At 71.3% G+C, this 22,673-nt stretch carries 23 protein-coding genes and 1 riboswitch; of the genes, 10 read left to right on the top strand and 13 right to left on the bottom strand.

Features of this window, described 5'->3' with window-relative positions; all coding sequences use genetic code 11:
- Positions 1-12: 12 nt before the first annotated feature.
- Complete coding sequence (locus tag AC6CKD_RS01645) at positions 13-840, bottom strand: DMT family protein (protein ID WP_498325390.1); 828 nt, start codon at positions 838-840, stop codon at positions 13-15.
- Positions 841-955: 115 nt separating this feature from the next.
- On the opposite strand from AC6CKD_RS01645, the gene AC6CKD_RS01650 reads away from it, so the two are divergent.
- The 3 genes from AC6CKD_RS01650 (at position 956) to AC6CKD_RS01660 (ending at position 4,261) form a co-directional block, all read left to right on the top strand.
- Complete coding sequence (locus AC6CKD_RS01650; RefSeq protein ID WP_356512452.1) at positions 956-1,267, top strand: hypothetical protein; 312 nt, start codon at positions 956-958, stop codon at positions 1,265-1,267.
- A gap of 6 nt (positions 1,268-1,273) precedes the next feature.
- Positions 1,274-2,464 (top strand): glutathionylspermidine synthase family protein, encoded by a 1,191-nt coding sequence (locus AC6CKD_RS01655; protein WP_498324650.1) that lies wholly within the window; start codon positions 1,274-1,276, stop codon positions 2,462-2,464.
- Between the two features lie 198 nt (positions 2,465-2,662).
- A complete protein-coding gene (locus tag AC6CKD_RS01660; protein WP_498324651.1) occupies positions 2,663-4,261 on the top strand; it encodes a glycosyltransferase family 39 protein in 1,599 nt (532 codons plus the stop codon).
- Here the strand turns inward: AC6CKD_RS01660 and rocD are convergent.
- Positions 4,233-5,444: an ornithine--oxo-acid transaminase gene (rocD, locus tag AC6CKD_RS01665; protein ID WP_498324652.1), complete on the bottom strand. Its 1,212-nt coding sequence runs from the start codon at positions 5,442-5,444 to the stop codon at positions 4,233-4,235. The two genes, AC6CKD_RS01660 and rocD, sit on opposite strands and share 29 nt — an antisense overlap.
- Before the next feature lie 109 nt (positions 5,445-5,553).
- Positions 5,554-5,644: riboswitch (ZMP/ZTP riboswitch) on the top strand.
- A 35-nt stretch (positions 5,645-5,679) separates the two neighbouring features.
- On the opposite strand from rocD, the gene glyA reads away from it, so the two are divergent.
- From glyA to AC6CKD_RS01685, 4 genes are all read left to right on the top strand, one after another.
- The gene (gene glyA / locus AC6CKD_RS01670) at positions 5,680-6,978 is read left to right on the top strand and encodes a serine hydroxymethyltransferase (RefSeq protein ID WP_498324653.1); all 1,299 of its coding nucleotides are present in this window, start codon (positions 5,680-5,682) and stop codon (positions 6,976-6,978) included.
- 328 nt (positions 6,979-7,306) lie between these two features.
- A complete protein-coding gene (gene trpS, locus AC6CKD_RS01675) occupies positions 7,307-8,320 on the top strand; it encodes a tryptophan--tRNA ligase (protein WP_498324654.1) in 1,014 nt (337 codons plus the stop codon).
- A gap of 128 nt (positions 8,321-8,448) precedes the next feature.
- On the top strand, positions 8,449-9,072 hold the full coding sequence (locus tag AC6CKD_RS01680) for a 2'-5' RNA ligase family protein (RefSeq protein WP_498324655.1): 624 nt from the start codon (positions 8,449-8,451) through the stop codon (positions 9,070-9,072).
- 145 nt (positions 9,073-9,217) lie between these two features.
- Positions 9,218-10,174 (top strand): YihY/virulence factor BrkB family protein, encoded by a 957-nt coding sequence (locus AC6CKD_RS01685; RefSeq protein WP_498324656.1) that lies wholly within the window; start codon positions 9,218-9,220, stop codon positions 10,172-10,174.
- Here AC6CKD_RS01685 and AC6CKD_RS01690 read toward each other — a convergent pair.
- The gene (locus tag AC6CKD_RS01690) at positions 10,122-11,366 is read right to left on the bottom strand and encodes a D-alanyl-D-alanine carboxypeptidase family protein (protein ID WP_498324657.1); all 1,245 of its coding nucleotides are present in this window, start codon (positions 11,364-11,366) and stop codon (positions 10,122-10,124) included. The two genes, AC6CKD_RS01685 and AC6CKD_RS01690, sit on opposite strands and share 53 nt — an antisense overlap.
- 121 nt (positions 11,367-11,487) lie before the next feature.
- On the opposite strand from AC6CKD_RS01690, the gene AC6CKD_RS01695 reads away from it, so the two are divergent.
- The 3 genes from AC6CKD_RS01695 (at position 11,488) to AC6CKD_RS01705 (ending at position 14,898) form a co-directional block, all read left to right on the top strand.
- Positions 11,488-11,748, top strand: a complete 261-nt coding sequence (locus AC6CKD_RS01695) for an SCO4848 family membrane protein (protein WP_478687131.1) — start codon at positions 11,488-11,490, stop codon at positions 11,746-11,748.
- Positions 11,745-13,211 carry a metallophosphoesterase gene (locus AC6CKD_RS01700; RefSeq protein WP_498324658.1) on the top strand — a complete coding sequence of 489 codons (1,467 nt, stop codon included), beginning with the start codon at positions 11,745-11,747 and terminating at the stop codon, positions 13,209-13,211. The genes AC6CKD_RS01695 and AC6CKD_RS01700 overlap by 4 nt, the downstream gene beginning before the upstream one ends.
- Before the next feature lie 133 nt (positions 13,212-13,344).
- Entirely contained in the window at positions 13,345-14,898 is a 1,554-nt protein-coding gene (locus tag AC6CKD_RS01705) for an ABC transporter substrate-binding protein (RefSeq protein ID WP_498325392.1), read from the top strand.
- Between the two features lie 7 nt (positions 14,899-14,905).
- Here the strand turns inward: AC6CKD_RS01705 and AC6CKD_RS01710 are convergent, their stop codons facing one another.
- From AC6CKD_RS01710 to AC6CKD_RS01755, 10 genes are all read right to left on the bottom strand, one after another.
- Positions 14,906-15,670 (bottom strand): TetR family transcriptional regulator, encoded by a 765-nt coding sequence (locus AC6CKD_RS01710; protein WP_478687129.1) that lies wholly within the window; start codon positions 15,668-15,670, stop codon positions 14,906-14,908.
- A gap of 11 nt (positions 15,671-15,681) precedes the next feature.
- Positions 15,682-16,152 (bottom strand): thiol-disulfide oxidoreductase DCC family protein, encoded by a 471-nt coding sequence (locus tag AC6CKD_RS01715; protein WP_498324659.1) that lies wholly within the window; start codon positions 16,150-16,152, stop codon positions 15,682-15,684.
- Positions 16,128-16,532, bottom strand: coding sequence for a hypothetical protein (locus AC6CKD_RS01720; RefSeq protein ID WP_498324660.1), 405 nt, complete (start codon positions 16,530-16,532; stop codon positions 16,128-16,130). The genes AC6CKD_RS01715 and AC6CKD_RS01720 overlap by 25 nt, the downstream gene beginning before the upstream one ends.
- Positions 16,533-16,627: 95 nt before the next feature.
- Positions 16,628-17,383 (bottom strand): alpha/beta fold hydrolase, encoded by a 756-nt coding sequence (locus AC6CKD_RS01725; RefSeq protein ID WP_498324661.1) that lies wholly within the window; start codon positions 17,381-17,383, stop codon positions 16,628-16,630.
- Between the two features lie 57 nt (positions 17,384-17,440).
- Positions 17,441-17,968 carry a hypothetical protein gene (locus AC6CKD_RS01730; protein ID WP_498324662.1) on the bottom strand — a complete coding sequence of 176 codons (528 nt, stop codon included), beginning with the start codon at positions 17,966-17,968 and terminating at the stop codon, positions 17,441-17,443.
- A 197-nt stretch (positions 17,969-18,165) separates the two neighbouring features.
- Positions 18,166-18,933 carry a succinate dehydrogenase iron-sulfur subunit gene (locus tag AC6CKD_RS01735; RefSeq protein WP_266905268.1) on the bottom strand — a complete coding sequence of 256 codons (768 nt, stop codon included), beginning with the start codon at positions 18,931-18,933 and terminating at the stop codon, positions 18,166-18,168.
- The gene (gene sdhA / locus AC6CKD_RS01740) at positions 18,933-20,687 is read right to left on the bottom strand and encodes a succinate dehydrogenase flavoprotein subunit (RefSeq protein WP_498324663.1); all 1,755 of its coding nucleotides are present in this window, start codon (positions 20,685-20,687) and stop codon (positions 18,933-18,935) included. Before sdhA ends, AC6CKD_RS01735 begins: the two co-directional genes overlap by 1 nt.
- Before the next feature lie 23 nt (positions 20,688-20,710).
- The gene (locus AC6CKD_RS01745) at positions 20,711-21,193 is read right to left on the bottom strand and encodes a succinate dehydrogenase hydrophobic membrane anchor subunit (protein ID WP_498324664.1); all 483 of its coding nucleotides are present in this window, start codon (positions 21,191-21,193) and stop codon (positions 20,711-20,713) included.
- A 5-nt stretch (positions 21,194-21,198) separates the two neighbouring features.
- Positions 21,199-21,579, bottom strand: a complete 381-nt coding sequence (gene sdhC / locus AC6CKD_RS01750) for a succinate dehydrogenase, cytochrome b556 subunit (protein ID WP_266880720.1) — start codon at positions 21,577-21,579, stop codon at positions 21,199-21,201.
- 152 nt (positions 21,580-21,731) lie between these two features.
- Positions 21,732-22,391, bottom strand: coding sequence for a 2-oxo-4-hydroxy-4-carboxy-5-ureidoimidazoline decarboxylase (locus AC6CKD_RS01755; RefSeq protein ID WP_498324665.1), 660 nt, complete (start codon positions 22,389-22,391; stop codon positions 21,732-21,734).
- Positions 22,392-22,673: the final 282 nt, after the last annotated feature.

The following is a 22,673-nucleotide window of genomic DNA, read 5'->3' on the forward strand; positions in this document are numbered from 1 at the left end:
GGCCGGTGGCGCTCAAGGGGCCGGCTCCGACGGGGGTTCGCCGAAGCGGGCCAGGGCCAGGGATCCGGCCACGGCCACCACGAAGCCCGCGACCGCCAGCCAGGTCAGGCCCTCGCGGGTGCGGTCGCCCAGCCAGGCCACCCCCACCACCGCCGGCCCGATCGTCTCGCCCAGCACCAGCCCGGCGGTCGCCGCCGTCACGGAGCCGCGCTGGAGCGCCGAGGTGAGAAGCAGGAACGCGGCGCCGCCGCCCAGCAGCAGCGCGTAGAACGCCGGGTTCGACAGTGCGGAGAGCGAGACGTCGTCGATGAGCCGGACCGCCACCTCCACCACCCCGAAGCCGGTCCCGGCGGCCAGACCCAGCGTCAGCGCCCGGCTGCGGTCCGGCAGTCCGCCCGCCACGGCCCCGACGACCAGCACCAGCCCGGCCACCGCCAGCAGTCCCAGCTTCAGCGCGAGCGCGCCCTTCCCCGCGCCCTCCTCTCCGGACGCGAGCCCCAGCATCAGCAGCCCCGCGCAGACCACCCCGACCGCGCCCCACTCCGTCCCGCTCAGCCGCACCCCCAGCAGCCGCGCCGCGACCACCGCGGTCACCGCGAGGCTGGCCGCGAGGGCCGCGCCCACCGCGTAGATCGGGATGTGCCGCAGCGCGATGATCTGGAGGACGAAGCCGATCCCGTCCAGGCAGAGTCCGGCGAGATAGCGCCACTGGCGCACCGCCCGCAGGAAGAGCGCGGTGTCGACCCCGGAGCCCGTTCCCGGCACCGCCGCCCGCGTCGCCACTGCTTGCAGGACCGACGCCGTGCCGAAGCAGACCGCCGCACCGAGCGCGCAAATCATCCCAATGAGCACGAACCGACTCTAGGTCACGGATCTCGCGTCGGCCGGATTCCGTCGGCGCGGGCGGCCGTTCTAGTCTGTCCGCAGCCGGCCACCCAGGGGGAGCGAACAGTCCATGGACAGCAGCAGCACCGACACCACGCGCACCAAGCGCCGCATGCGCTCCGGAACCGTCGCCCTCGGCGGCATGGGCCTGCTCGCCGCGGCCCTCGTGGCCTGCGGAAGCAGCAACGAGCCCGACAAGCGCTGCGCGGACCGCGCCACCCTGGAGAAGCTGAACTCCAAGGAGTGCAAGAGCGGCGGCCGCGGCGCCTACTACTACGGCGGCACCGTCGCGAAGAACAAGGTCAGCGGAGGCAGCTTCGACAAGTCCGCCGTCACCCGCGGCGGCATCGGCGGCAGCCACAAGAGCTCCTCGGGCGGCTGATCCAGCGTGAAGCGCCACACCATCGAGCCCCGCCCCGACTGGCAGAAGACCGTCGAGGAGCAGGGGCTGATCTACCCCCTGACCCGCTACCCCGACGACTCCCTGCGCCCCTACTGGGACGAGAGCGCGTACTACTCCTTCACCCTCCCCGAGGTCGAGGCGCTGGAGAACGTCGTCGAGGAACTGCACGCCATGTGCCTGGCGGCGGCCCAGCACATCGTCGACCACGACCGCTTCGCCGACCTCGGCATCACCGACCCGAAGCTCGCCGCACTGATCGCCGAGTCCTGGCGGCGCCGCGCCGAACAGCCCTCGCTCTACGGCCGCTTCGACCTGCGCTACGACGGCACCGGCAGCCCCGCCAAGATGCTGGAGTACAACGCCGACACCCCCACCTCCCTCGTGGAGGCGGCCAGTCCGCAGTGGTTCTGGATGGAGGAGCGCTTCCCCGGCGCCGACCAGTGGAACTCCCTCCACGAGCGGCTCGTCGACGCCTGGCGCCGCCAGGCGGAGCTGCTGCCGCCCGGCCCGGTGCACTTCGCGCATTCCGAGACCGACGAGCTCGGCGAGGACCTGATGACGGTCGCCTACCTCCAGGAGACCGCCGAGCAGGCCGGCATCGACACGCGGGAGCTGTCGGTGGAGGCGATCGGCTGGGACTCCCTGTCGGGCCGGTTCGTCGACGAGAAGCTCGGCTTCATCCGCGCGATCTTCAAGCTCTACCCGTGGGAGTGGCTGGCCACCGACGAGTTCGCCCCGCAGGTCCTCGGCACGTACGACCACGGCGGCGGCTCCGGCACCACCGCATGGATCGAGCCGCTGTGGAAGATGCTGCTCTCCAACAAGGCGCTGCTGGCGGTCCTGTGGGAGCTCTTCCCCGAGCACCCGAACCTGCTTCCCGCCTACCTGGACGGCCCGCGCGAGCTCGCCACGACCACCGGCTACGCGGCGAAGCCGCTGCTGGGGCGCGAGGGCGCGGGCGTCACCCTGCACCCGGCCGGCGGCGAGCCGTTCGCACCGGAGCAGGACGAGACGTACGTGTTCCAGGGCCTCGCCCCGCTGCCCGACTTCGACGGCAACCGGGTGGTCCTCGGCGCGTGGGTCGTCGAGGACGAGTCGGCGGGCCTCGGCATCCGCGAATCGGCCGGGCCGGTCACGGACGAGTACGCCCGCTTCCTGCCCCACGTCATCCTCTAGCGGCCGCGCCGGCGCGGGGTCGGCCGTTCGGACGAGGCGCGGCCCGTGCAGGGTGCGGCACCCTGGACGGTCCCGCCGGAGGGCGACCGAGGCGCACGGACGTGCCGTCCGGGCTCGTTCCCGCTCCGGCTCGCGCCGATCGTGCAGAGGACGTCCCGTGGCCCTGGCCCGCCGTGTACCCGTGAGGAACGGAACCCCGTGACGGTCCTCCCGTCCCCGTCCCCGTCCCCGGCCGCGTCCCGGTCTCCGTCCCCGTCCGCGTCCGCCGTCCCCCGCGGGCGGACCGCTTCGCGCGCCCTCCCGTCGACGCGCGCGGCCGGCTGGGCGATGCCGGTCCTCGCGTTCGCGCTGGGGGTGTGGGGCACCACGGGCCCGGCGCCGTGGACGGACGAGATCGTCACCATGGACGTGGCGCGGCGCTCGTGGCCGGAGCTGTTCGCGCTGCTCGGCCGGGTCGACGCGGTGCACGGACTGCACTACGTGCTCATGCACCTCGTCGGACAGGCCACCTCGGTGACCGAGTTCACGATGCGGGTCCCGTCCGCGGCGGCCGTCGCCGTCGCCGTGGCCGCCGTGGTGTGGCTGGGCCGTACCCTCGACGGTCCCCGCCTCGGCACGGGCGCGGGGCTGGCCCTCGCGGTGGCGCCGACGGCCTCCCGGTACGCGCAGGAGGGGCGTTCGTTCGCCTTCGTCATGGCGGCGGCCGTCCTGGCCACCGGCGCCCTGGCCAAGGCACTGGCCGGCGACGGCCGGCGACGGTGGCCGGTCGCCTACGCCGTACTGGTCGCGGTACTGGGCTGGTTCAACGTCATGGGGCTGCTGCTGCTCGCCGCACACGCCGTCACCGTGGCCCGGATCCGCCCCGGGCGACGCACGGCACTGCGCGTGGCCGTCGCCCAGGCGGCGGGCGTCGCGGCCGTGGCACCCCTGCTGTACCTGGCCCTGACCCAGCACTCCGCCGTGGGGGAGTCCCCGCCGGTCACCGCCGCCACCCCCGTGGCCCTCTTCTCCTGGCTCCTGTTCCCCGGCCAGGACACCCTCCTGGACGCGCTCAAGCTGCTGCTCCTCGGTGCGGCCGTGACCGCCCTGGGAGCGCTCGCCGTACGGCGGCGGGCGAGCCCGCCCCTGATCCGGGCGGTCGCCGTGCCGTGGCTGGCCGTCCCGCCGGCGCTGCTCGCCCTGGCCGCGGTGGCGCAGCCCGTGTTCGCCTACCGCTACCTGGTCTTCTGCCTGCCCGCGCTGGCCCTGCTGCTCGCCGCCGGAATCCTCACCCTGCCGTGGTGGGCCCGGACGGCACTGCTGCTGGCGATGGCCGCACCCCTGGCCTTCACCCACCGCGCGATCCGGCTGGAGGAGAGCCGGTCCTGGGACAGCCTCGCCGCCGTCAGGATCCTCCGCGCCCACGAAGCCCCCGGCGACACGGTGCTCTTCAGCGGCGCCCGCTGCGGCCTGATCTCCACTGCCTACCAGGAGGCCTTCGCGTGGCGGCCCGACCTCGGCCGGTCCCGGACCGCCGCCGAGGCCGGCGTACTGGACAACCCGCCCGCCGACCCGGCCACCCTCGCCCGGCGCCTCGAAGGCGCGCCCCGCGTGTGGCACGTGGCGTGCACCCGTCTGTCCGCCGGGGCCCGGCCGGCCGCCGAGCGGGCCGCCGCCGCTCAGGAACGGGCGATGCGGGCCGCCGGCCTGCGGCCCGCCCGCCACTTCACCATCCGCGGCATGGAGATCACCCTCGAAACCCGGCCCGACGGCCAGGAGGCCGCCCGGCCTAGCCCGTCTCGCCGAGGGCCGACCTGAGCTGGTCCAGCCCCCAGTCCAGGTCCTCCTTGGAGATCACCAGCGGCGGCGCGATCCGGATCGTGGACCCGTGGGTGTCCTTGACCAGCACCCCGAGCCCCATCAGCTTCTCGGAGATCTCGCGGCCGGTGCCGCGCGACGGGTCGATGTCCACGCCGGCCCACAGTCCGCGGCCCCGTACGGCGGTCACCGCACCGCCGCCGACCAGCAGGTTCAGCTCCCGGTGCAGGTGGTCGCCGAGCTCGGTGGCGCGCTGCTGGTACTCGCCGGTGCGGAGCATCGCGACGACCTCCAGGGCGACGGCGCAGGCCAGCGGGTTGCCGCCGAAGGTGGAGCCGTGCTCGCCCGGCTTGAACACGCCCAGCACGTCGAGGTCGGCCACCACCGCCGACACGGGCACGACCCCGCCGCCCAGCGCCTTGCCGAGGATGTACACGTCCGGGACGACGTCCTCGTGCTCGCACGCGAAGGTCTTGCCGGTGCGGCCCAGGCCCGACTGGATCTCGTCCGCCATGAACAGGACGTTCCGCTCGCGCGTCAGTTCCCGTACGCCCCGCAGGTATCCGGCGGGCGGTACGAGGACGCCGGCCTCGCCCTGGATCGGTTCCAGGAGCACGGCGACGGTGTTGGACGTGACGGCGCCGGCGAGCGCGGTGAGGTCCCCGTACGGGACGATCTCGAAGCCCGGGGTGTACGGGCCGAAGTGGTCGCGGGCCTCGTGGTCGGTGGAGAACGACACGATGGTCGTCGTGCGGCCGTGGAAGTTGTCGGCCGCCACCACGATCTTGGCGTGGCCGTCCGGTACGCCCTTGACCTCGTACCCCCACTTGCGGGCGGTCTTCACCGCCGTCTCCACGGCCTCCGCGCCCGTGTTCATGGGCAGGACCGCCTCCTTGCCGCACAGCGCCGCGAGCTGGGTGCAGAAGTCCGCGAAGCGGTCGTGGTGGAAGGCGCGGGAGGTCAGGGTGACCCGCTCCAGCTGGGCGCGGGCGGCGTCGAGCAGGCGGCGGTTGCCGTGGCCGAAGTTCAGGGCGGAGTAGCCCGCGAGCATGTCGAGGTAGCGGCGGCCCTCCACGTCGGTCATCCACGCGCCCTCCGCCGTGGCGACGACGACGGGCAGGGGGTGGTAGTTGTGCGCGCTGTGCGCGTCGGCGGAGCGGATGGCATCAGCAGTTGTCGACACGGGGTCTCCGATCGTCCGTCAAGCCGGTGACGAGGGTGGCGTCACTGTCCATCCTCGCTCGAATACCGGACGGAGAAACCTTTCTAGGGGCGTGCCCGCTAGGGTGTCGGATACGCACGGCGACTGGCGCACGGAGAACCAACTCCGGGGGAGCCGTGCGCGCACGACCGCATACAGGGCCGCTCGCCTGGGCCTCGCGGGGACGAGATCTGACATCGACCCCGGAGGAGCCGCCATGAGCGCGAACCACCACCACCCGTACCGCCACCCCGCCCGCAGCCACCCTTCCCTTTGGGCCACCGACCCCGAGCTGGCGTCCTTCGTCGCCGCCGAGGAAACCCTCCAGGCGGAGACCCTCCGCCTCATCCCGAGCGAGAACTACGTGTCCGCGGCCGTGCTGGAGGCCTCCGGCACGGTGCTGCAGAACAAGTACAGCGAGGGCTACCCGGGCCGCCGCTACTACGAGGGCCAGCAGAACATCGACCGCATCGAGGCGCTGGCCGTGGAGCGGGCGAAGGGCCTCTTCGGAGTCGACCACGCCAACGTGCAGCCGTACTCCGGCTCGCCCGCCAACCTCGCGGTGTACCTGGCCTTCGCCGAGCCCGGCGACACGGTCATGGGCATGGCGCTGCCGATGGGCGGGCACCTGACGCACGGCTGGGGGGTCTCGGCGACGGGCTCCTGGTTCCGGGGCGTCCAGTACGGAGTCCGGGCCGAGACCGGTCTCATCGACTACGACGCGGTACGGGACCTCGCGCTGGCGGAGCGCCCCAAGCTGATCTTCTGCGGCGGTACGGCGCTCCCGCGCACGATCGACTTCGAGGCCTTCGCGTCGATCGCGAAGGAGGCGGGCTCGGTGCTGGTCGCCGACGTGGCGCACATCGCGGGCCTGATCGCGGGCGGGGCCCACCCGTCGCCGGCGGGTCACGTGGACGTGATCTCGACGACCACCCACAAGACCCTGCGCGGTCCGCGCGGCGCGATGCTGATGTGCCGCGAGGAGCACGCGAAGGCCATCGACAAGGCGGTCTTCCCGGGCCTCCAGGGCGGCCCGCACAACCAGACGACGGCCGGTATCGCCGTGGCCCTCCACGAGGCGGCGCAGCCTTCGTTCGTGTCGTACGCGCACGCGGTCGTGGCCAACGCGAAGGCGCTGGCCGCGGCTCTGCTGGAGCGGGGCTTCGACCTGGTCTCGGGCGGTACGGACAACCACCTGATCCTGATCGACCTCACGGGCAAGGGGGTCTCCGGCAAGATCGCGGCGAAGGCGCTGGACCGGGCGGGGATCGTCGTGAACTACAACACGGTGCCGTTCGACCCGCGCAAGCCGTTCGACCCGTCGGGGATCCGGATCGGCACGCCGTCGCTCACCTCGCGGGGGCTCCGGGCCGAGCACATGCCGGCGGTCGCCGACTGGATCGCGGGGGCCGTCGCCGCGGCCGCCAAGGGTGACGAAGCCGCCCTCGGCGCGATCCGCTCCGCGGTGGCCGACCTGATGGCCGCCTTCCCGGCCCCGGGCCTGCCCGTCGCCTGACCCTCGGGTAGGGGGCCGCTCGCCGCGGGGCGAAGTCCCCTACCCGCCCTTCCACCGTTCCCAGGGCTCCGCCCTGACCCGCGCCTCAAACGCCGGCCACATCCAGCCCCGCCGGCGTTTGAGGCGCGGGTGTGGGCGGCGCCCGCGAAGCCCCGCGCAGCGGTGTCCCCCCGGTCCGCAACGGAAAGCGGTCGCTCGGCCGAGGCAAGATCCGGACGGGCCGCTACCGCCCGGTACCCGTGCCGGGGCCGGGCGGGCCCGGAGCGACCCGCCCGGTTCCGGCCAGCGGCGGGGCCGAGCCCGGTGTCACACCTGAGAGAATGGGGCCATGGCTTTTGATCGTCCTCGCGCGCTCTCCGGCATCCAGCCCACCTCCGGTTCGTTCCACCTCGGGAACTACCTCGGAGCCATCCGCCAGTACGTCGCCCTGCAGGAGACGCACGACGCCTTCTACATGGTCGTCGACCTGCACGCGATCACCATGCCGCAGGATCCCAAGGATCTCCGCGCGAACACCAGGCTCTCCGCCGCGCAGCTCCTCGCCGCCGGTCTCGACCCCGAGCGCTGCACGCTCTTCATCCAGAGCCACGTGCCCGAGCACGCGCAGCTCGGCTGGGTCATGAACTGCATCACCGGTTTCGGCGAGGCCAGCCGGATGACCCAGTTCAAGGACAAGTCCGCGAAGTCGGGCGCCAACAACGCCACCGTCGGCCTGTTCACGTACCCGATCCTCCAGGTCGCGGACATCCTGCTCTACCAGGCGAACGCCGTCCCCGTCGGCGAGGACCAGCGCCAGCACATCGAGCTGACCCGCGACCTGGCCGAGCGCTTCAACCAGCGCTTCGGGAAGACCTTCACCCTCCCCTCCGCGCACATCGTCAAGGAGGTCGCGAAGATCTACGACCTCCAGGACCCGGCGATCAAGATGTCGAAGTCGGCTTCGTCGCCCAAGGGCCTGATCAACCTCCTCGACGAGCCCAAGGCCACCGAGAAGAAGATCAAGAGCGCGGTCACCGACACCGAGGCCGTGGTCCGCTTCGACGCGGTGAACAAGCCCGGCGTCAGCAACCTGCTCACGATCTACTCCACTCTCACGGGGGAGTCCATCCCGGCTCTGGAGGCCTCGTACGAGGGCAAGGGCTACGGCGCGCTCAAGACCGATCTGGCCGGCGTGATGGTCGATTTCGTCACACCCTTCAAGCAGCGCACCCAGGAGTACCTGGACGATCCGGAGACCCTGGATTCCCTGCTGGCCAAGGGCGCGGAGAAGGCCAGGGCGGTCGCCGCCGAGACCCTGGCGCAGGCGTACGACCACCTCGGTTTCCTCCCCGCGAAGCACTGACGGGGACGGAAGAGAAAGAGGGCCCTGGCGATCTGGGGGGTGCTGCCGCCACACTGGGGCGGCAGCACTCGTGCGACGCACACGCGTCGCAGGGACCACGCACAGGACTACAGGCGGAGGAGAGCTACGTGGGGACCGTAACGCTCGGCGTTTCGATCGCGGTCCCGGAGCCGTACGGCAGCAGCCTTCAGGAGCTGCGAGCCGGCTTCGGGGACGCCGCCGCGCACGGCATTCCCACGCACGTCACCCTCGTACCGCCGACGGAGGTGTCCGGGGACCGGCTTCCCGGGATCCGCGCCCACCTGGCCGAGGTCGCGGCCGTCGGCCGCCCCTTCGTGATGCGGCTGGCCGGCACGGGCACCTTCCGCCCCCTCTCGCCGGTGGTCTTCGTCCAGGTCGTCGAGGGCGGCTCCGACTGCACCCGTCTCCAGGGCCAGATCCGCGACCCGGACGGGCCGCTCAGCCGGGAGCTCTCGTTCCCGTACCACCCGCACGTCACGGTCGCCCACGGGATCTCCGAGGAGGCGATGGACCTGGCGTTCGGCAGCCTCGCCGAGTACGCGGCGGAGTGGACCTGCTCCGGGTTCGCCCTCTACGAGCAGGGCTCGGACGGAGTCTGGCGCAAGCTGCGGGAATATCCGTTCGGCAACGGGGCAAGCGGTGGGGCGAGCGGTGTGCCGGCGCAGCTCGGATCGGCCACCGACAACAGTGCGGCGGCTGCCGCGGGCGAGGCGACCGTACGCCGTTCCTGACGCAGGAACCGGAACCGGAAGCTGATCCTTCGCAGGACCAGGGCGTGGAACGGCCGAGCCGTCGGGCGAAAAGTCACAATCGACGACCGTAGTCCCAAAAAGCGGCAATCCCGGCTATTTACGACAGCTCATTTACGGTGACCGTATGGACTGGCTGACGAAACTCCCGCTGATCGGGCCCTTGGTGTCCGCCCTGATGCGGACCCACCTGTGGCGTTCGTACCAGCGGCTCGACCGCGTGCACTGGAGCCGGCTCGCCGCGGCCATCACCTTCATCAGCTTCCTGGCCCTCTTCCCGCTGATCACCGTGGCCGCCGCGATCGGCGCCGGACTGCTCACCCAGGACCAGCTCGACCGGCTCCAGAAGAGCCTCGCCGAGCAGGTCCCCGGCATCTCCGACCAGCTCGACATCAACGCCCTCGTCGCGAACGCCGGCACGGTCGGCCTGGTCGCCGCCGGGCTGCTCCTCTTCACCGGCATCGGCTGGGTCGGCTCGATGCGGGACTGCCTGCGGGCGGTGTGGGACAAGGACGACGAGGACGAGGGCAACCCCTTCGTCCGCAAGGGCAAGGACGCGCTCGTCCTCATCGGCCTGGGCGGCGTCGTCCTGTGCTCGGCCGCCGCCTCGATCTTCGGCTCCAGCGCGGTCGGCAAGGCCGGGGCGTGGCTGGGCGTACCGCGCGACGGCGCGGGCGGCGGCCTGCTGAGGGGCGGGGCCTTCCTCGTCGGAGTGCTGGCCGCCTTCCTCCTCCTGCTCTACGTGCTGACCCTGCTCCCGGGCGTCGAGCCGCCCCGGCGCCGCCTGATCCAGGCGGCCCTCCTCGGCGCGGCCGGCTTCGAGCTGCTGAAGCTGCTGATCAGCGGCTACATGCGGGAGGTCGCCACGAAGAGCATGTACGGGGCCTTCGGCGTGCCGATCGCGCTGCTGATCTGGATCAACCTCACGGCGAAGCTGCTGCTGTTCTGCGCGGCGTGGACCGCGAGCCGGGACGACGCGGACGGGGACGGCGTGGAGGACCCGGAGCCGGGCCCGGAGCCCGGCGGCTCCGCTAAACCCGGCCGCGAGCCCGGCGGCCGTGCCCCCGCGGCCAGCGCCGGTTGACCGCGTAGGCCCCGCCGGCCACCACGGCCAGCACCCCGCCCGCCACGCCGAAGGCGGTACCGACCCCGCCGCCGGAGTCCGCTCCGGACGCCGACGGGTTGTTCTCGTGGGACTGGGCGGGGGAGCCGTGGGAGGTGGTGTCCGCGCTCTTCGGCGGCACCAGCTCGCCCACCGGCTTGACCTTCCCGCTCGCCGCGAACCCCCAGTCGAGCAGGTCGGCCGTCTCCTGGTACACGGAGTTGGCGCCACCGGTCCCCGGGTTCATCACCGTGACCAGGAGCTTCTTGTCGCCCCGCTGGGCGGCGCCGGTGAAGGTGGAGCCGGCCATCGTGGTGTTGCCGTTCTTCACCCCGGCGATCCCCTTGTAGGGGGAGAGGCCGCCGGCGCCGGTCATCAGCCGGTTGGTGTTCTGGATCTCGAAGGTCTCGCGCGGCTTCCCCGCCTCCTGCCGGCCGGGGAACTTCGCGCTGGCCGTGCCGCAGTACTCCCGGAAGTCCTGCTTCTGCAGACCGGAGCGGGCGATGAGGGTGAGGTCGTAGGCGCTGGAGACCTGGCCCGGAGCGTCGTAGCCGTCCGGGGACACCACGTGCGTGTCCAGGGCCTGGAGTTCCTCGGCGTGCGCCTGCATGTCCTTGACGGTCTTCTCGACGCCGCCGTTCATGGCCGAAAGCACGTGCACGGCGTCGTTCCCGGAGCGCAGGAACACGCCGAGCCACAGGTCGTGGACGCTGTACTCGGCGTCCTCCTTGATGCCCACCAGGCTGGAGCCGGAGCCGACCCCCTCCAGCTCCTCCTGGCTGACCTTGTGGACCTGGTCCTTGGGCAGACCGGGCAGCACGGTGTCGGCGAAGAGCATCTTCATGGTCGACGCGGGCGGCAGCCGCCAGTGCGCGTTGTGCGAGGCGAGGACCTCGCCGGTCTCGGCGTCGGCCACGATCCACGAACGGCCCGTCAGGCTCGTCGGCAGAGCGGGCGCGCCGGGCAGCAGGTTGACCTGCGTACCGGGCTGCCCGAGCGACGCGCCGCCGACCGTGGACATGGAGGCGGGCGGCGCGGGCGCCTTCGGCGGCTGCCCCTTCCCGTCCGCCGGCGGCGTCGGCGCGGCGTACGCGGGCGAGGCCAGCAGCGCCGGGACGAGCAGGGCGGGAAGCGCGGCGGAAAGGACCGTCAACGCGGTCTTCTTGGCAGACACGCAGGTGAAAGTACATCCCGATGCTGTGCTTAGCGTCACGGACCGGCCAACCCGCCGCAACCACCGCCGGGACAGCCCACCCCGGCGCGTCCGTCCCGGGGACGAAACCGATACTGAGGTCATGAGACTCAGCCGCGCCGCTTCCTGGTTCCTGCTCGCCTTCGGGGTGTGGAGCTGGTTCATCTGGGTGTCTTTCGTCCGGAACCTGTGGAAGGACGGCGGTGGTCTGGCCTTCGACGACGCGGGGGACCCGACCGGGTACTTCTGGGTCCACCTTCTCCTGGCGGTGGTGTCCTTTCTCCTGGGGACGGCCGTCGGAGTGATCGGGTTGCGCGGGGTGCGGGCTCTGCGGCGTGAATCACGTACGGAGGCGGGAGCATGACGATCGTCCTCGTCGCGGCCGTGGCGCTGCTGGTCGTGACCCTCCTGGTCCTGGTGCACCGCTGGCTCTGGATCCGGCTGGTCCGCGACACCACGGCACCCGGCGGCGGCATCCGCCGCGCGGGCACCGCCCTCGCCTTCGCCCTCCCGCTCCTTGCCTTGGCCGCCCTCGTCGCGGGCCGCGCGGGAGCCCCCTTCTGGCTGGAGCGCACGGTCGCCTGGCCCGGCTACCTCTGGCTCGCCGTCCTCCTCTACCTCACCCTGGCGATGCTCGTGGCCGAGCCCGTCCGGGCGGTATGGCTCCGCCGCCGCACGAGGGCCGCGACCCGGACCGCCCCCGCGGACACCGTCCGGGCGGACTCCGGGGCCCGGCCCGCCGGCACCCCGGCCGCCGAAGGCGTGTCCGCTCCGGGGCCCGGGGCGGAGCGCCGCCACGCGGCGGAGCCGCACGATGCGGCGCGGCGGGAAGGGGCGGGCAGGGGAACCTCGCCGCAGGCCACCCTCGAAACCACCGCCGGACCCACAGCCCCGGCCGGGCAGCACCCGGCGGAGGCCAACCCGGCGGGGGCCAACACGGCGGAAGCCACCCCCGCGGAGGCGGACCCCGCGGCGGCCACCCCGGCAGAGCCCACCCCGTCCGGCGTCAGCCGCCGACGCTTCGCGCGGATCGTGGCCGGCACGGCCGCCGCCGCGACGGCCGGCACCGTCGGCTACGGCACGTACGGAGTCCTCCGCGGCCCCCGCGTCAAGCGGGTCCAGGTCCCGCTGGCCAAGCTGCCCCGCGCGGCCCACGGCTTCCGCATCGCCGTCGTCAGCGACATCCACCTCGGCCCGATCCTGGGCCGGGCCCACAGCGCCCGCATCGTCGACACCATCAACCGCACTCAGCCCGACCTCATCGCCATCGTGGGCGACCTCGTCGACGGCAGCGTCCACGACCTCGCCCCCGCCGCCGAACCGCTGCGCGGCCTCCGCGCGCGCCACGGCTCGTACTTCGTCACCGGCAACCACGAGTACTTCTCCGGCGCCCAGCAGTGGGTCGACCACGTCCGCGAGCTCGGCCTCACCCCGCTGGAGAACGCCCGCCGCGAGCTCCCGTACTTCGACCTCGCCGGGGTCAACGACATCGCGGGCGAGAGCGAGGGCAACGGCCCGGACTTCCAGGCGGCCCTGGGCGACCGGGACCGCGCCCGCAGCTCCGTACTCCTCGCCCACCAGCCCGTGGTCATCGACGAGGCCGTCCGGCACGGCGTCGACCTCCAGCTGTCCGGCCACACCCACGGGGGCCAGCTCTGGCCCGGCGAGTACGTCGCCGAGCTCGCCAACCCCACCGTCGCCGGGCTGGAACGCTACGGGGACACCCAGCTGTACGTCTCGCGCGGCGCGGGCGCCTGGGGGCCGCCGGTCCGGGTCGGCGCGCCGTCGGACATCACAGTCGTCGAACTCGCCTCATATCAGGCCTGAACCGCCCGAACCCTCTGCGCCACGCACGGAACCGGCCTTCCCGAGGCCGGTTTTCCATGATGGGATGTGACCGATAATCGGATAACTGGTCGCACACTTCGGTGTGCGGCCGCACGGGGTGGAGTCAAGGATGTTGCGGTCTGTCCGCTCGAAAGTCATCGCGGCCGGGCTGGTCCTCGGCGTGGGATCCGTCGCCGCCTGGCAGTTGCTGCCGCAGGCCGGGGGCGGGGAGCCGATCCGCGTCGGCACGAGCGACGTGGTCTCCTCCCTCGACCCCGCCGGGGCGTACGACGCGGGATCCTGGGCGCTGTTCAGCAACGTCTACCAGTCGCTTCTGACCATGAAGCCCGGTTCGGACACCCCGGTGCCCGACGCGGCCTCCGCCTGCAATTTCATCGGCGACAAGCTCACCACGTACCAGTGCGAGCTGCGCGAGGACGTGACGTTCTCCTCCGGCCGCGCGATCACCGCCGAGGACGTCAAGTACTCCTTCGACCGGATCAAGGCGATCAACTCCGACCAGGGTCCGGCGCCGCTGTTCAACACCCTGGAGTCGGTCAAGGCCGAGGGCCGCACCGTCACCTTCAACCTCTCCGCCGGGGACGCCACCTTCCCGTTCAAGATCGCGACGGGCGCCGCCTCGATCGTGGACAAGGACAAGTACCCGGCCAAGGCCCTGCGCGAGGGCGAGAAGGTCGACGGCTCGGGCCCCTTCACCCTCGCCGGCTACACGGCCGGCGCGAGCGCCGAGCTCGAGCCCAACACCTCGTACAAGGGTCAGGGCAAGGTCTCCGAGAGCGCGGTCACCGTCAGGTACTTCAAGGACTCCGCCCAGCTCGAACAGGCCTGGACCGACCGCGGCATCGAGGTCGCCCACCGCGACATGCCCCCGGCGGTCCTGGCCGGCCTGAACCCGGGCCTGGAGGACACCCGGTACCAGGCCTCGGGCGGTACGGAGATCCGCAGCATGGTCTTCGACCTCCGTCCCGGCTCCCCGGTGGCCCAGCCGGCCATCCGTCAGGCCGTCGCGGCGATCGTGGACCGGGCCAAGGTCGCGACCGAGGTCTACAAGGGCACCGTCACCCCGCTCTACTCCCTCGTCCCGGCGGGCATCTCCGGCCACAGCACGCCGTTCTTCGACGCCTATCCCTCGCCGAACGGGCTCACCGCGAAGAAGCTGCTCAAGGACGCCGGGATCACCGGCCCCGTCGCGATCACCCTCGGGGTCAACGTGCGCGGCTCGAGCGTCGCCGAGGCCGAGGAGCTGAAGGCGCAGCTGGAGTCCACCGGTCTGTTCCACCTGACCATCAAGCCGGTCGAGAAGTGGAGCGACTTCCAGAAGGCCTACGCGGCGGGCGAGTTCGACGCCTACACCATCGGCTGGATCGCCGACTTCCCGGACGCGGACAACTTCCTCGCCCCGCTCGTCGGCGCCGACAACTCGATGAACAACGGCTACTCCGACAAGGCCGTCGACGACCTCATCACGCGCACCCAGTCCTTCTCGGACCGCGGCGCCGCCGCCAACGACTTCCGCGACCTGCAGAAGCTGGTCGCCCAGCAGGTCCCGATGCTGCCGATCTGGCAGAAGAAGGACTACGTGATGTCCCGCGAGGCCGTCACGGGCGCCCAGTACCTCTCGGACGGCACCGGCGTGTGGCGGCTGTGGGAGCTCGACTGGCTGTAGGACCGGGTCACGCGGCCGGGCCTTCCTCCGGCCCCTCCTCCGGGCCCGCGTCCGGGTCGGAGGCCCGCTTGCGGCCCGGACGGGACACGGCCGTCTGGGCCATGCCCGGCAGGAAGTCCGTGAACAGCTCGTGCACCTCCCGCACCAGCGGCCGCAGCACCCGGAACCGGGCCAGGATGATGCCCCGCGTCGTGAGCTGCGCGCCGCGCTGTGCGAGCCGCCGGGTCTTCTCGCTGTCCGGGGAGCGGTCGAAGACCCAGTAGAGGACCAGGCCCATCTGCGAGAGCCACATCAGCTCCGGCAGTACGTCGGCCAGTTCGTCGGGCACCTTCGTCTTCGCCCCGGCCAGCACCTCGCGGTGCATGTCGATCGCCTGCTTGCGGGCCGCCTCCGACTCCGGGGAGAACGGGCTGAGCGGGCTCTCCGGGTCCGCGGCGTTCTTGAAGAACTGCGAGGCGAACTCGTGGTACGGCGCGGCGATGTCCAGCCAGCTGGTCAGTACGCCCGCGAGCCGCTTCTGCAGATCGGTCTCGTTGTCCAGGATCGGCCGGACCGCCGCCAGATGGGCGGCGCCGATCCGGTCGTAGAACCCCTGGACCAGGTGTTCCTTGGACTCGAAGTAGTAGTAGGCGTTGCCGACCGATACTCCGGCCTCCTTGGCGATACCGCGCATCGTCGTCTTGTCGAAGCCGCGCTCCTGGAAGAGGCGGAGCGCGGTTTCGAGGATGAGCGTGCGGGTCTGCTCGCTCTTGGGAGCCTTCTGATCAGTCACGGTGCACGAGCCTATCCGGGCGCGGAGCAGTGGTCGTCACAGGCCGGGGCCCCAGCCGGTTCCCCGGCCGGCGCCCCGACGGCCGCCGAGCCGTCCCGTACCGCTTCGCGCCAGGTTGAGGCGGTGTACATGGCCGCCCTGGCGAAGGGCCGGCCGGCCGGGGTGGCCAGCCAGTTCGCCTTCGGCCGGTGCTCGGCCAGCGCCCACAGGCAGACGATGAAGGCGTCCGTACCGGTCCACACCTGGCCGGTGTCGCCGATGACGGTGATCTCCCTCAGCGTCGAGGCGTGGTCGAGCCGCGGGTACAGCCGCTGCGCCTCGAAGGAGGCCGCGGGGACGAGCCGGAGCGGCACCAGCCAACGCCGGCCGAGCAGCCAGTGCCGGATGTGGACGCAGAGCGGGCAGTTCGCGTCGTAGAGCACCGTCAGGTGCCGGGTCACGGCGGTGGCCACCGGGATCAGGCCCCGGCGGGCGCGGTCCACCCCTGGGGGGCGACCGGCGGAATCTGCTGACGCTCCATGATTCCGCGGCGGCGCATCTTGTTCAGCACCCAGACGTTCCCGAGGTGCATGAAGCCGAGGACCAGGAGGACGACTCCGAGCTTGACCGACAGCGCCTCGAAGAGGCCGCGGGCCGCCACGATCTCCTCGGCCGACCGCAGGTAGAGGGTCACGAAGCCGATGTTGACGAGGTAGAAGCCGACCACCAGGAGCTGGTTGACGGCGTCCGCGAGCTTCTCGTTCCCCTGGAGGACGTCTCCGATGAAGACGCGGCCGTTGCGGCTGAGCGTGCGGGCCACCCAGACGGTGAGTCCGATGCTGATGAGCAGGTAGATGACGTACGCGACCACGGTGAGGTCCATTGCCCTCAGCCCCCTTGAACGTGTTCAACTGCTGACGGCACTGACTGTAGACCTCTTTTTGAACAGGTTCAAGGCAATGGGCGGAGGGGGTCCGGTCAGCGGCCGGGAAGGAAGTCCAGCAGCAACCGGGTGACCTCCGCCGGGCGTTCCAGGTTCGGCAGGTGGCCGGCCCAGGGCAGTTCCACGTGGACGGCGCGGGGCAGGAGGGAGGCGAGCTCTGCGGGCACGTCCCGGAAGTCGGGGATGTCGTGCGCGCCGCCGACGGCGAGGACGGGGGCGGTGAGGGCGGCCGGCTCGAAGGCGGGCTCGGGGAGCTCGTGGTCCCCGGCGGTCAGGGAGCCCCGAAGGTTCCCGAGCTGCATGGCCCGTACGAGGGCGTGCGCCGCCTCGTCGGCGTCCGGGCCGAGCCACTGGCGGGCGTTGAGCCCGGCCGCGCCCTCCAGGTCGCCGGCGTCCACCAGGGCGGCCTCGGCGGCGTTGAAGGCGAGCAGTGCGGGGCCGCGCCGCTGCGCGGGCCGGGCGGGGCAGAGCAGCGCCAGCGCGCTCACCAGCTCCGGACGCAGCGCGGCCAGCGTCAGCGCCACCCGCCCGCCGTAGGAGCTGCCGACGAACGCGGCCCGCCGGATGCCCAGGTGGTCCAGCAGCTCCCGTACGTCCCCGTGGTCGCTGTACGGGGCCTCGGCGGCGGGGGAGTCCCCGCAGGTCCGGAAGTCCGGCCGGACCACCCGGAACCCGGCCGCGAGCAGCGGCGGCCACTGGGGCTCCCACATCCGCCGGTCGCACACGGAGGAATGGAGCAGTACGACGGCCGGGGCATCCGCGGGGCCGTCCACATCATGAGAAAGGATCATCCGGTGATCCTCGGGCACCGGTTCCCGTCCCGCCACCGGATTCCCGCCCGGCCGGGCTCACATGCTCAGCGCACGCGCCTGGTTGAGCTGGCTCATGACCCACATGTACGTGCCGGGGTCCACCGCGGGGATCATCGTGGAGTGGTGGCGGCCGGCGCTGTTGACGGTGATCTGGATGTACCCCGTCGTGCGGCGCTCCTTCATCAGGAGGAAGAGCAGGCCGAGCAGGCAGAACAGGAAGAAGATGACGGCCAGCACGATCGCGTGCGCCGGGATCTTCTCCTCCGTCCGCGAGAAGTCCGTGGCGTTCCACATCGCGCCCCTGAGCGGCATCGGGCCCGACGGGGTGATGATCTGGTCGCCGGCGATCGTGATGTCGCCCAGGGAGAGTCCGGCGGCCGGGTACCCCATGGCGGGCATGGGCGGCATCTGGGCCGGGATGCCCGCTCCGCCGATGGTCGGCTGGTAGGCCGGGGGCTGGGGATAGGGCTGCGGGTAGCCGTAACTCGGGGTTCCCGGGCCCCACTTGTAGTCGTCGCCCTGGCCCGGGTCGCTCGCGTACGGATTCGGCTGCTGCTCGCTCATGGTCCCGATGATTTCACAGGCTCCACCGCCTCCATAGGGCGCTTGCCGCCGCGTGCCTCCAACCGCCGTGCGCGGGAAGCGCGTTGGCGGACCCGGTGCCGGCATGCCGAGGGCCCCGCGCCCGGTGCGAACACCGGGCGCGGGGCCCTCGTACGGAGAACGGCCTCGGCCGCCGACGGACGGAGTCCGTCAAGAAATCAGAAGCGGCGCGTGATGAGGGCGCGCTTCACTTCCTGGATCGCCTTCGTGACCTCGATGCCTCGCGGGCAGGCGTCGGTGCAGTTGAAGGTCGTGCGGCAACGCCACACGCCGTCCTTGTCGTTCAGGATCTCCAGCCGCTGCTCGCCGGCCTCGTCGCGCGAGTCGAAGATGAAGCGGTGCGCGTTGACGATCGCCGCCGGGCCGAAGTACTGGCCGTCGTTCCAGAACACCGGGCACGAGGAGGTGCACGCGGCGCACAGGATGCACTTCGTGGTGTCGTCGAAGCGCTCGCGGTCCTCGGCGGACTGCAGGCGCTCGCGCGTCGGCTCGTTGCCCTTGGTGACCAGGAACGGCATGACGTCCCGGTACGCCTGGAAGAAGGGCTCCATGTCGACGACGAGGTCCTTCATCACCGTCAGGCCCTTGATGGCCTCGACCGTGATCGGCTTCTCCGGGTTGATGTCCTTGATCAGCGTCTTGCAGGCGAGCCTGTTCTTGCCGTTGATCCGCATCGCGTCGGAGCCGCAGATGCCGTGCGCGCACGAGCGGCGGAAGGTCAGCGTGCCGTCGAGGTCCCACTTGATCTTGTGGAGACCGTCGAGCACGCGCTCCTTCGGGTCGATCTCGATCTGGAAGTCCTGCCAGGTCGATTCCTCCGAGATCTCCGGGTTGAACCGGCGGATCCGGAACGTGACCGTGATGAAGGGCGAGGCGGCGGCCGCCGCCTCCATCTGGTCCGTCTTGCTGAGGGTCGGGGTGGCCATCAGTACTTACGCTCCATCGGCTGGTAGCGGGTGACGACGACCGGCTTGTAGTCCAGGCGGACCGAGTCCTGGCCGTTGTCGTCCACCTCGCGGTACGCCATGGTGTGGCGCATGAAGTTGACGTCGTCGCGGTTCGGGTAGTCCTCGCGGTAGTGACCGCCGCGGGACTCCTTGCGCGCCAGCGCGGACACGGCCATGACCTCCGCCAGGTCGAGCAGGTTGCCCAGCTCGATGGCTTCCAGCAGGTCCGTGTTGAAGCGCTTGCCCTTGTCCTGGACGGACACGTTCTTGTAGCGCGCGCGCAGCTCCGCGATCTTCTCGACCGCGGTCTTGATCGTCTGCTCGGTGCGGAACACCATCACGCAGGCGTCCATCGTCTCCTGGAGCTCCAGGCGCAGGTCCGCGACCCGCTCGTTGCCCGTGGAGGACCGCAGGTGCTCGACCAGGTCGATGACCTGCTGCGCCGGGTTCTCGGGCAGCTCGACGTAGTCGTTGGCGTGGGCGTACGCGGCCGCCGCGATGCCCGAGCGCTTGCCGAAGACGTTGATGTCCAGCAGCGAGTTGGTGCCCAGGCGGTTCGCGCCGTGCACCGACACGCACGCGACCTCGCCGGCCGCGTACAGGCCCGGGACGACGGTGGTGTTGTCCATCAGGACCTCACCCTCGACGTTCGTCGGGATGCCGCCCATGGCGTAGTGCGCGGTGGGCTGGATCGGGATCGGGTCCGTGTACGGCTCGATGCCCAGGTACGTGCGCGCGAACTCGGTGATGTCCGGGAGCTTCGCGTCGAGCTGCTCCGGCGGCAGGTGCGTCAGGTCCAGGTACACGTGGTCACCGGCGGGACCGCAGCCGCGGCCCTCACGGATCTCGGTGTAGATGGAGCGCGAGACGACGTCACGGGACGCGAGGTCCTTCATGACCGGCGCGTACTTCTCCATGAAGCGCTCGCCGTCCTTGTTGCGGAGGATGCCGCCCTCACCGCGGGCGCCCTCCGTCAGCAGGATGCCCATGCGCCAGATGCCCGTCGGGTGGAACTGGAAGAACTCCATGTCCTCCAGCGGCAGGCCGCGGCGGTAGCAGGCCGCCTGGCCGTCACCCGTGAGGGTGTGCGCGTTGGAGGTCACCTTGAAGAACTTGCCGGTGCCGCCGGAGGCGTAGATGACGGACTTCGCCTGGAACACGTGGATCTCGCCGGTGGCGAGCTCGTACGCGACCACGCCGGCCGACTTCTTGACGCCGTCCTCCTCGACCAGGAGCTGGTCCAGGACGTAGAACTCGTTGAAGAACTCCACGCCCTCCTTGACACAGTTCTGGTAGAGGGTCTGGAGGATCATGTGACCGGTGCGGTCCGCGGCGTAGCAGGACCGGCGGACCGGTGCCTCGCCGTGGTTGCGGGAGTGCCCGCCGAAGCGGCGCTGGTCGATGGTGCCGTCCGGGGTGCGGTTGAACGGCAGGCCCATCTTCTCCAGGTCGAGGACCGCGTCGATGGCCTCCTTCGCCAGGATCTCGGCGGCGTCCTGGTCGACCAGGTAGTCACCGCCCTTGACCGTGTCGAAGGTGTGCCACTCCCAGTTGTCGTCCTCCACGTTGGCGAGCGCGGCGGCCATGCCGCCCTGCGCGGCGCCCGTGTGGGAGCGGGTGGGGTAGAGCTTGGTCAGCACGGCGGTGCGGCTGCGCTTCGTCGATTCGATGGCGGCGCGCATGCCTGCGCCGCCCGCCCCGACGATGACGGTGTCGTACTTGTGGATCTTCATTGGTTTCGCCTCAGCCCCGTTGCCTAGCGGATGTTCGGGTCGAAGGTGAAGATCACCAGCGTGCCCAGAAGAATGGTGAACACCGTGGCGGTGTAGAGCAGGCCCTTGAGCCACAGACGCGTATTGGCGCGCTCCGCGTAGTCGTTGATGACGGTCCGCAGACCGTTCGCGCCGTGCAGCATCGCGAGCCACAGCATCAGCAGGTCCCAGCCCTGCCAGAACGGGGAGGCCCAGCGGCCGGCCACGAAGGCGAAGCCGATCTTGGAGACTCCGCCGTCGAGGACGAGCTGGATCAGCAGGTGGCCGAGGACCAGGACGACGAGCACGATGCCCGAGAGGCGCATGAAGAGCCACGCGACCATCTCGAAGTTGCCCCGGGTCGAGCGCGGGGTCTTGCTGGTGCGCTTGCGCGGGGCCTCGATGTACGGCGCCGGGTTGTCGACGTCGTAGAGGGACACGCCCTCCACGTCACCGACGGCCTTTTCGAAAGAAGTGTCAGAAGACATGAGTGTCACTTCCCGAACAGTTCGAGGTACGCGTGTCCGAGGACGGGGTACAGGGCCCCGACCATCAGCACGACCCAGATGCCCACCACGGTCCAGAGCATCTGCTTCTGGTAGCGGGGGCCCTTGGACCAGAAGTCCACGGCGATGACACGGAGACCGTTGAGCGCGTGGAACAGGATTGCGGCGACGAGGCCGTACTCCAGCAGCGCGACGATCGGAGTCTTGTAGGTAGCCACGACATCGTCGTACGCCTCAGGAGAGACGCGGACGAGAGCGGTGTCGAGGACGTGTACGAACAGGAAGAAGAAAATGAGGACGCCGGTGACTCGATGAGCCACCCAGGACCACATTCCTTCCCGGCCGCGGTACAACGTTCCAGCCGGCACGGAAAACCCTCCGGAAGCGGGGCGGGGGCCAGCCGGCTTCTTTGTCGGTCGGGCCCGGCCGGGTACGGTCCTCCGGCCCCGGACATCGTAGCGACGCTTTGTCGGTTCCCTCGCGCGGGGGCCATCGGTGTGATCAAACAGGCACGGACGGACTATCCCACAGGGGCGAATAGCCCGAATTCGGCGGCAGATACCCCATCCGCCGAGGTCAGCCAGTGTGTCAGGTCGGCGAGCCGGACCTGCGCGACGCGACGGAGCTCGTCCGCGGAGATCGCGCGCTCTTCGTCCACGTCCAGCTCCATCCGCCGCCGGATCGCGGCCAGCAGCTGGTCCGCCTGCTCCGCCGGGGTGGTCCCGTCGAGGCAGATCACGAAGGCGTGGCCGAAGGTGCGCTCGTACTCCGCGTGCGCCGCGTCGAGCGCCAGGAGCGCGGCGTACGCGGCCCCGTGCTCCAGCTCCGGCGGGAACTCGCAGGCCAGCGCCTCGGAGAGGTCGGTCTGGGAGAGGTCGTACGAAGCTTCGTCCGCGGCGGCGAGTAGCGCGCCGAAGTCGGGGTAAGGGCGGTGGGCGGCCACCCGGTGGGCCCAGCGCCCGCTGCCGCAGCAGTGCAGCAGGGCGGAGTGGGCGACCTCGGGGGACAGCGCGTTGAACCGTGTGAGACCGCAGTCGTCGAAAGGGCTGGAGCCGTCGAAGGGGGTGGCGCCGTGCACGGGGTGGGAGCCGTGGGACGGGTCGGAGCCTCCGCGGGCCTGTGCCGGAAGGTGGCTGGACAGCGGGGGGCTCCTCGTGGCGTGGCGCGGGTGTCCCGCCACGCTATCGACGCGGAGCCGGGTGTGTCGTACCCATTCCGGGATTTCACTCGGAAGTGAGCCGAAAGGATGACGGGCCCGCCTGTCGGACCGGCTGCGGGGCCGCTCGGGGCGCCCTCGGGAGGCCGGGGCATGATGGCCGCGGAGGCGGCGGGAAAGGGGAGGGCGACCGAGGCCGCCACCCCCCACAGGAGAGGCCCCGGCCGCCATCCGTCGCGGACTCGTGCGACAAGCCCGCACCCCTGTCAGCGTCTTCGGTGCGTTTTGTGTCACACCTCGCTCCGC

The organism is Streptomyces sp. GQ60, assembly GCF_059758875.1.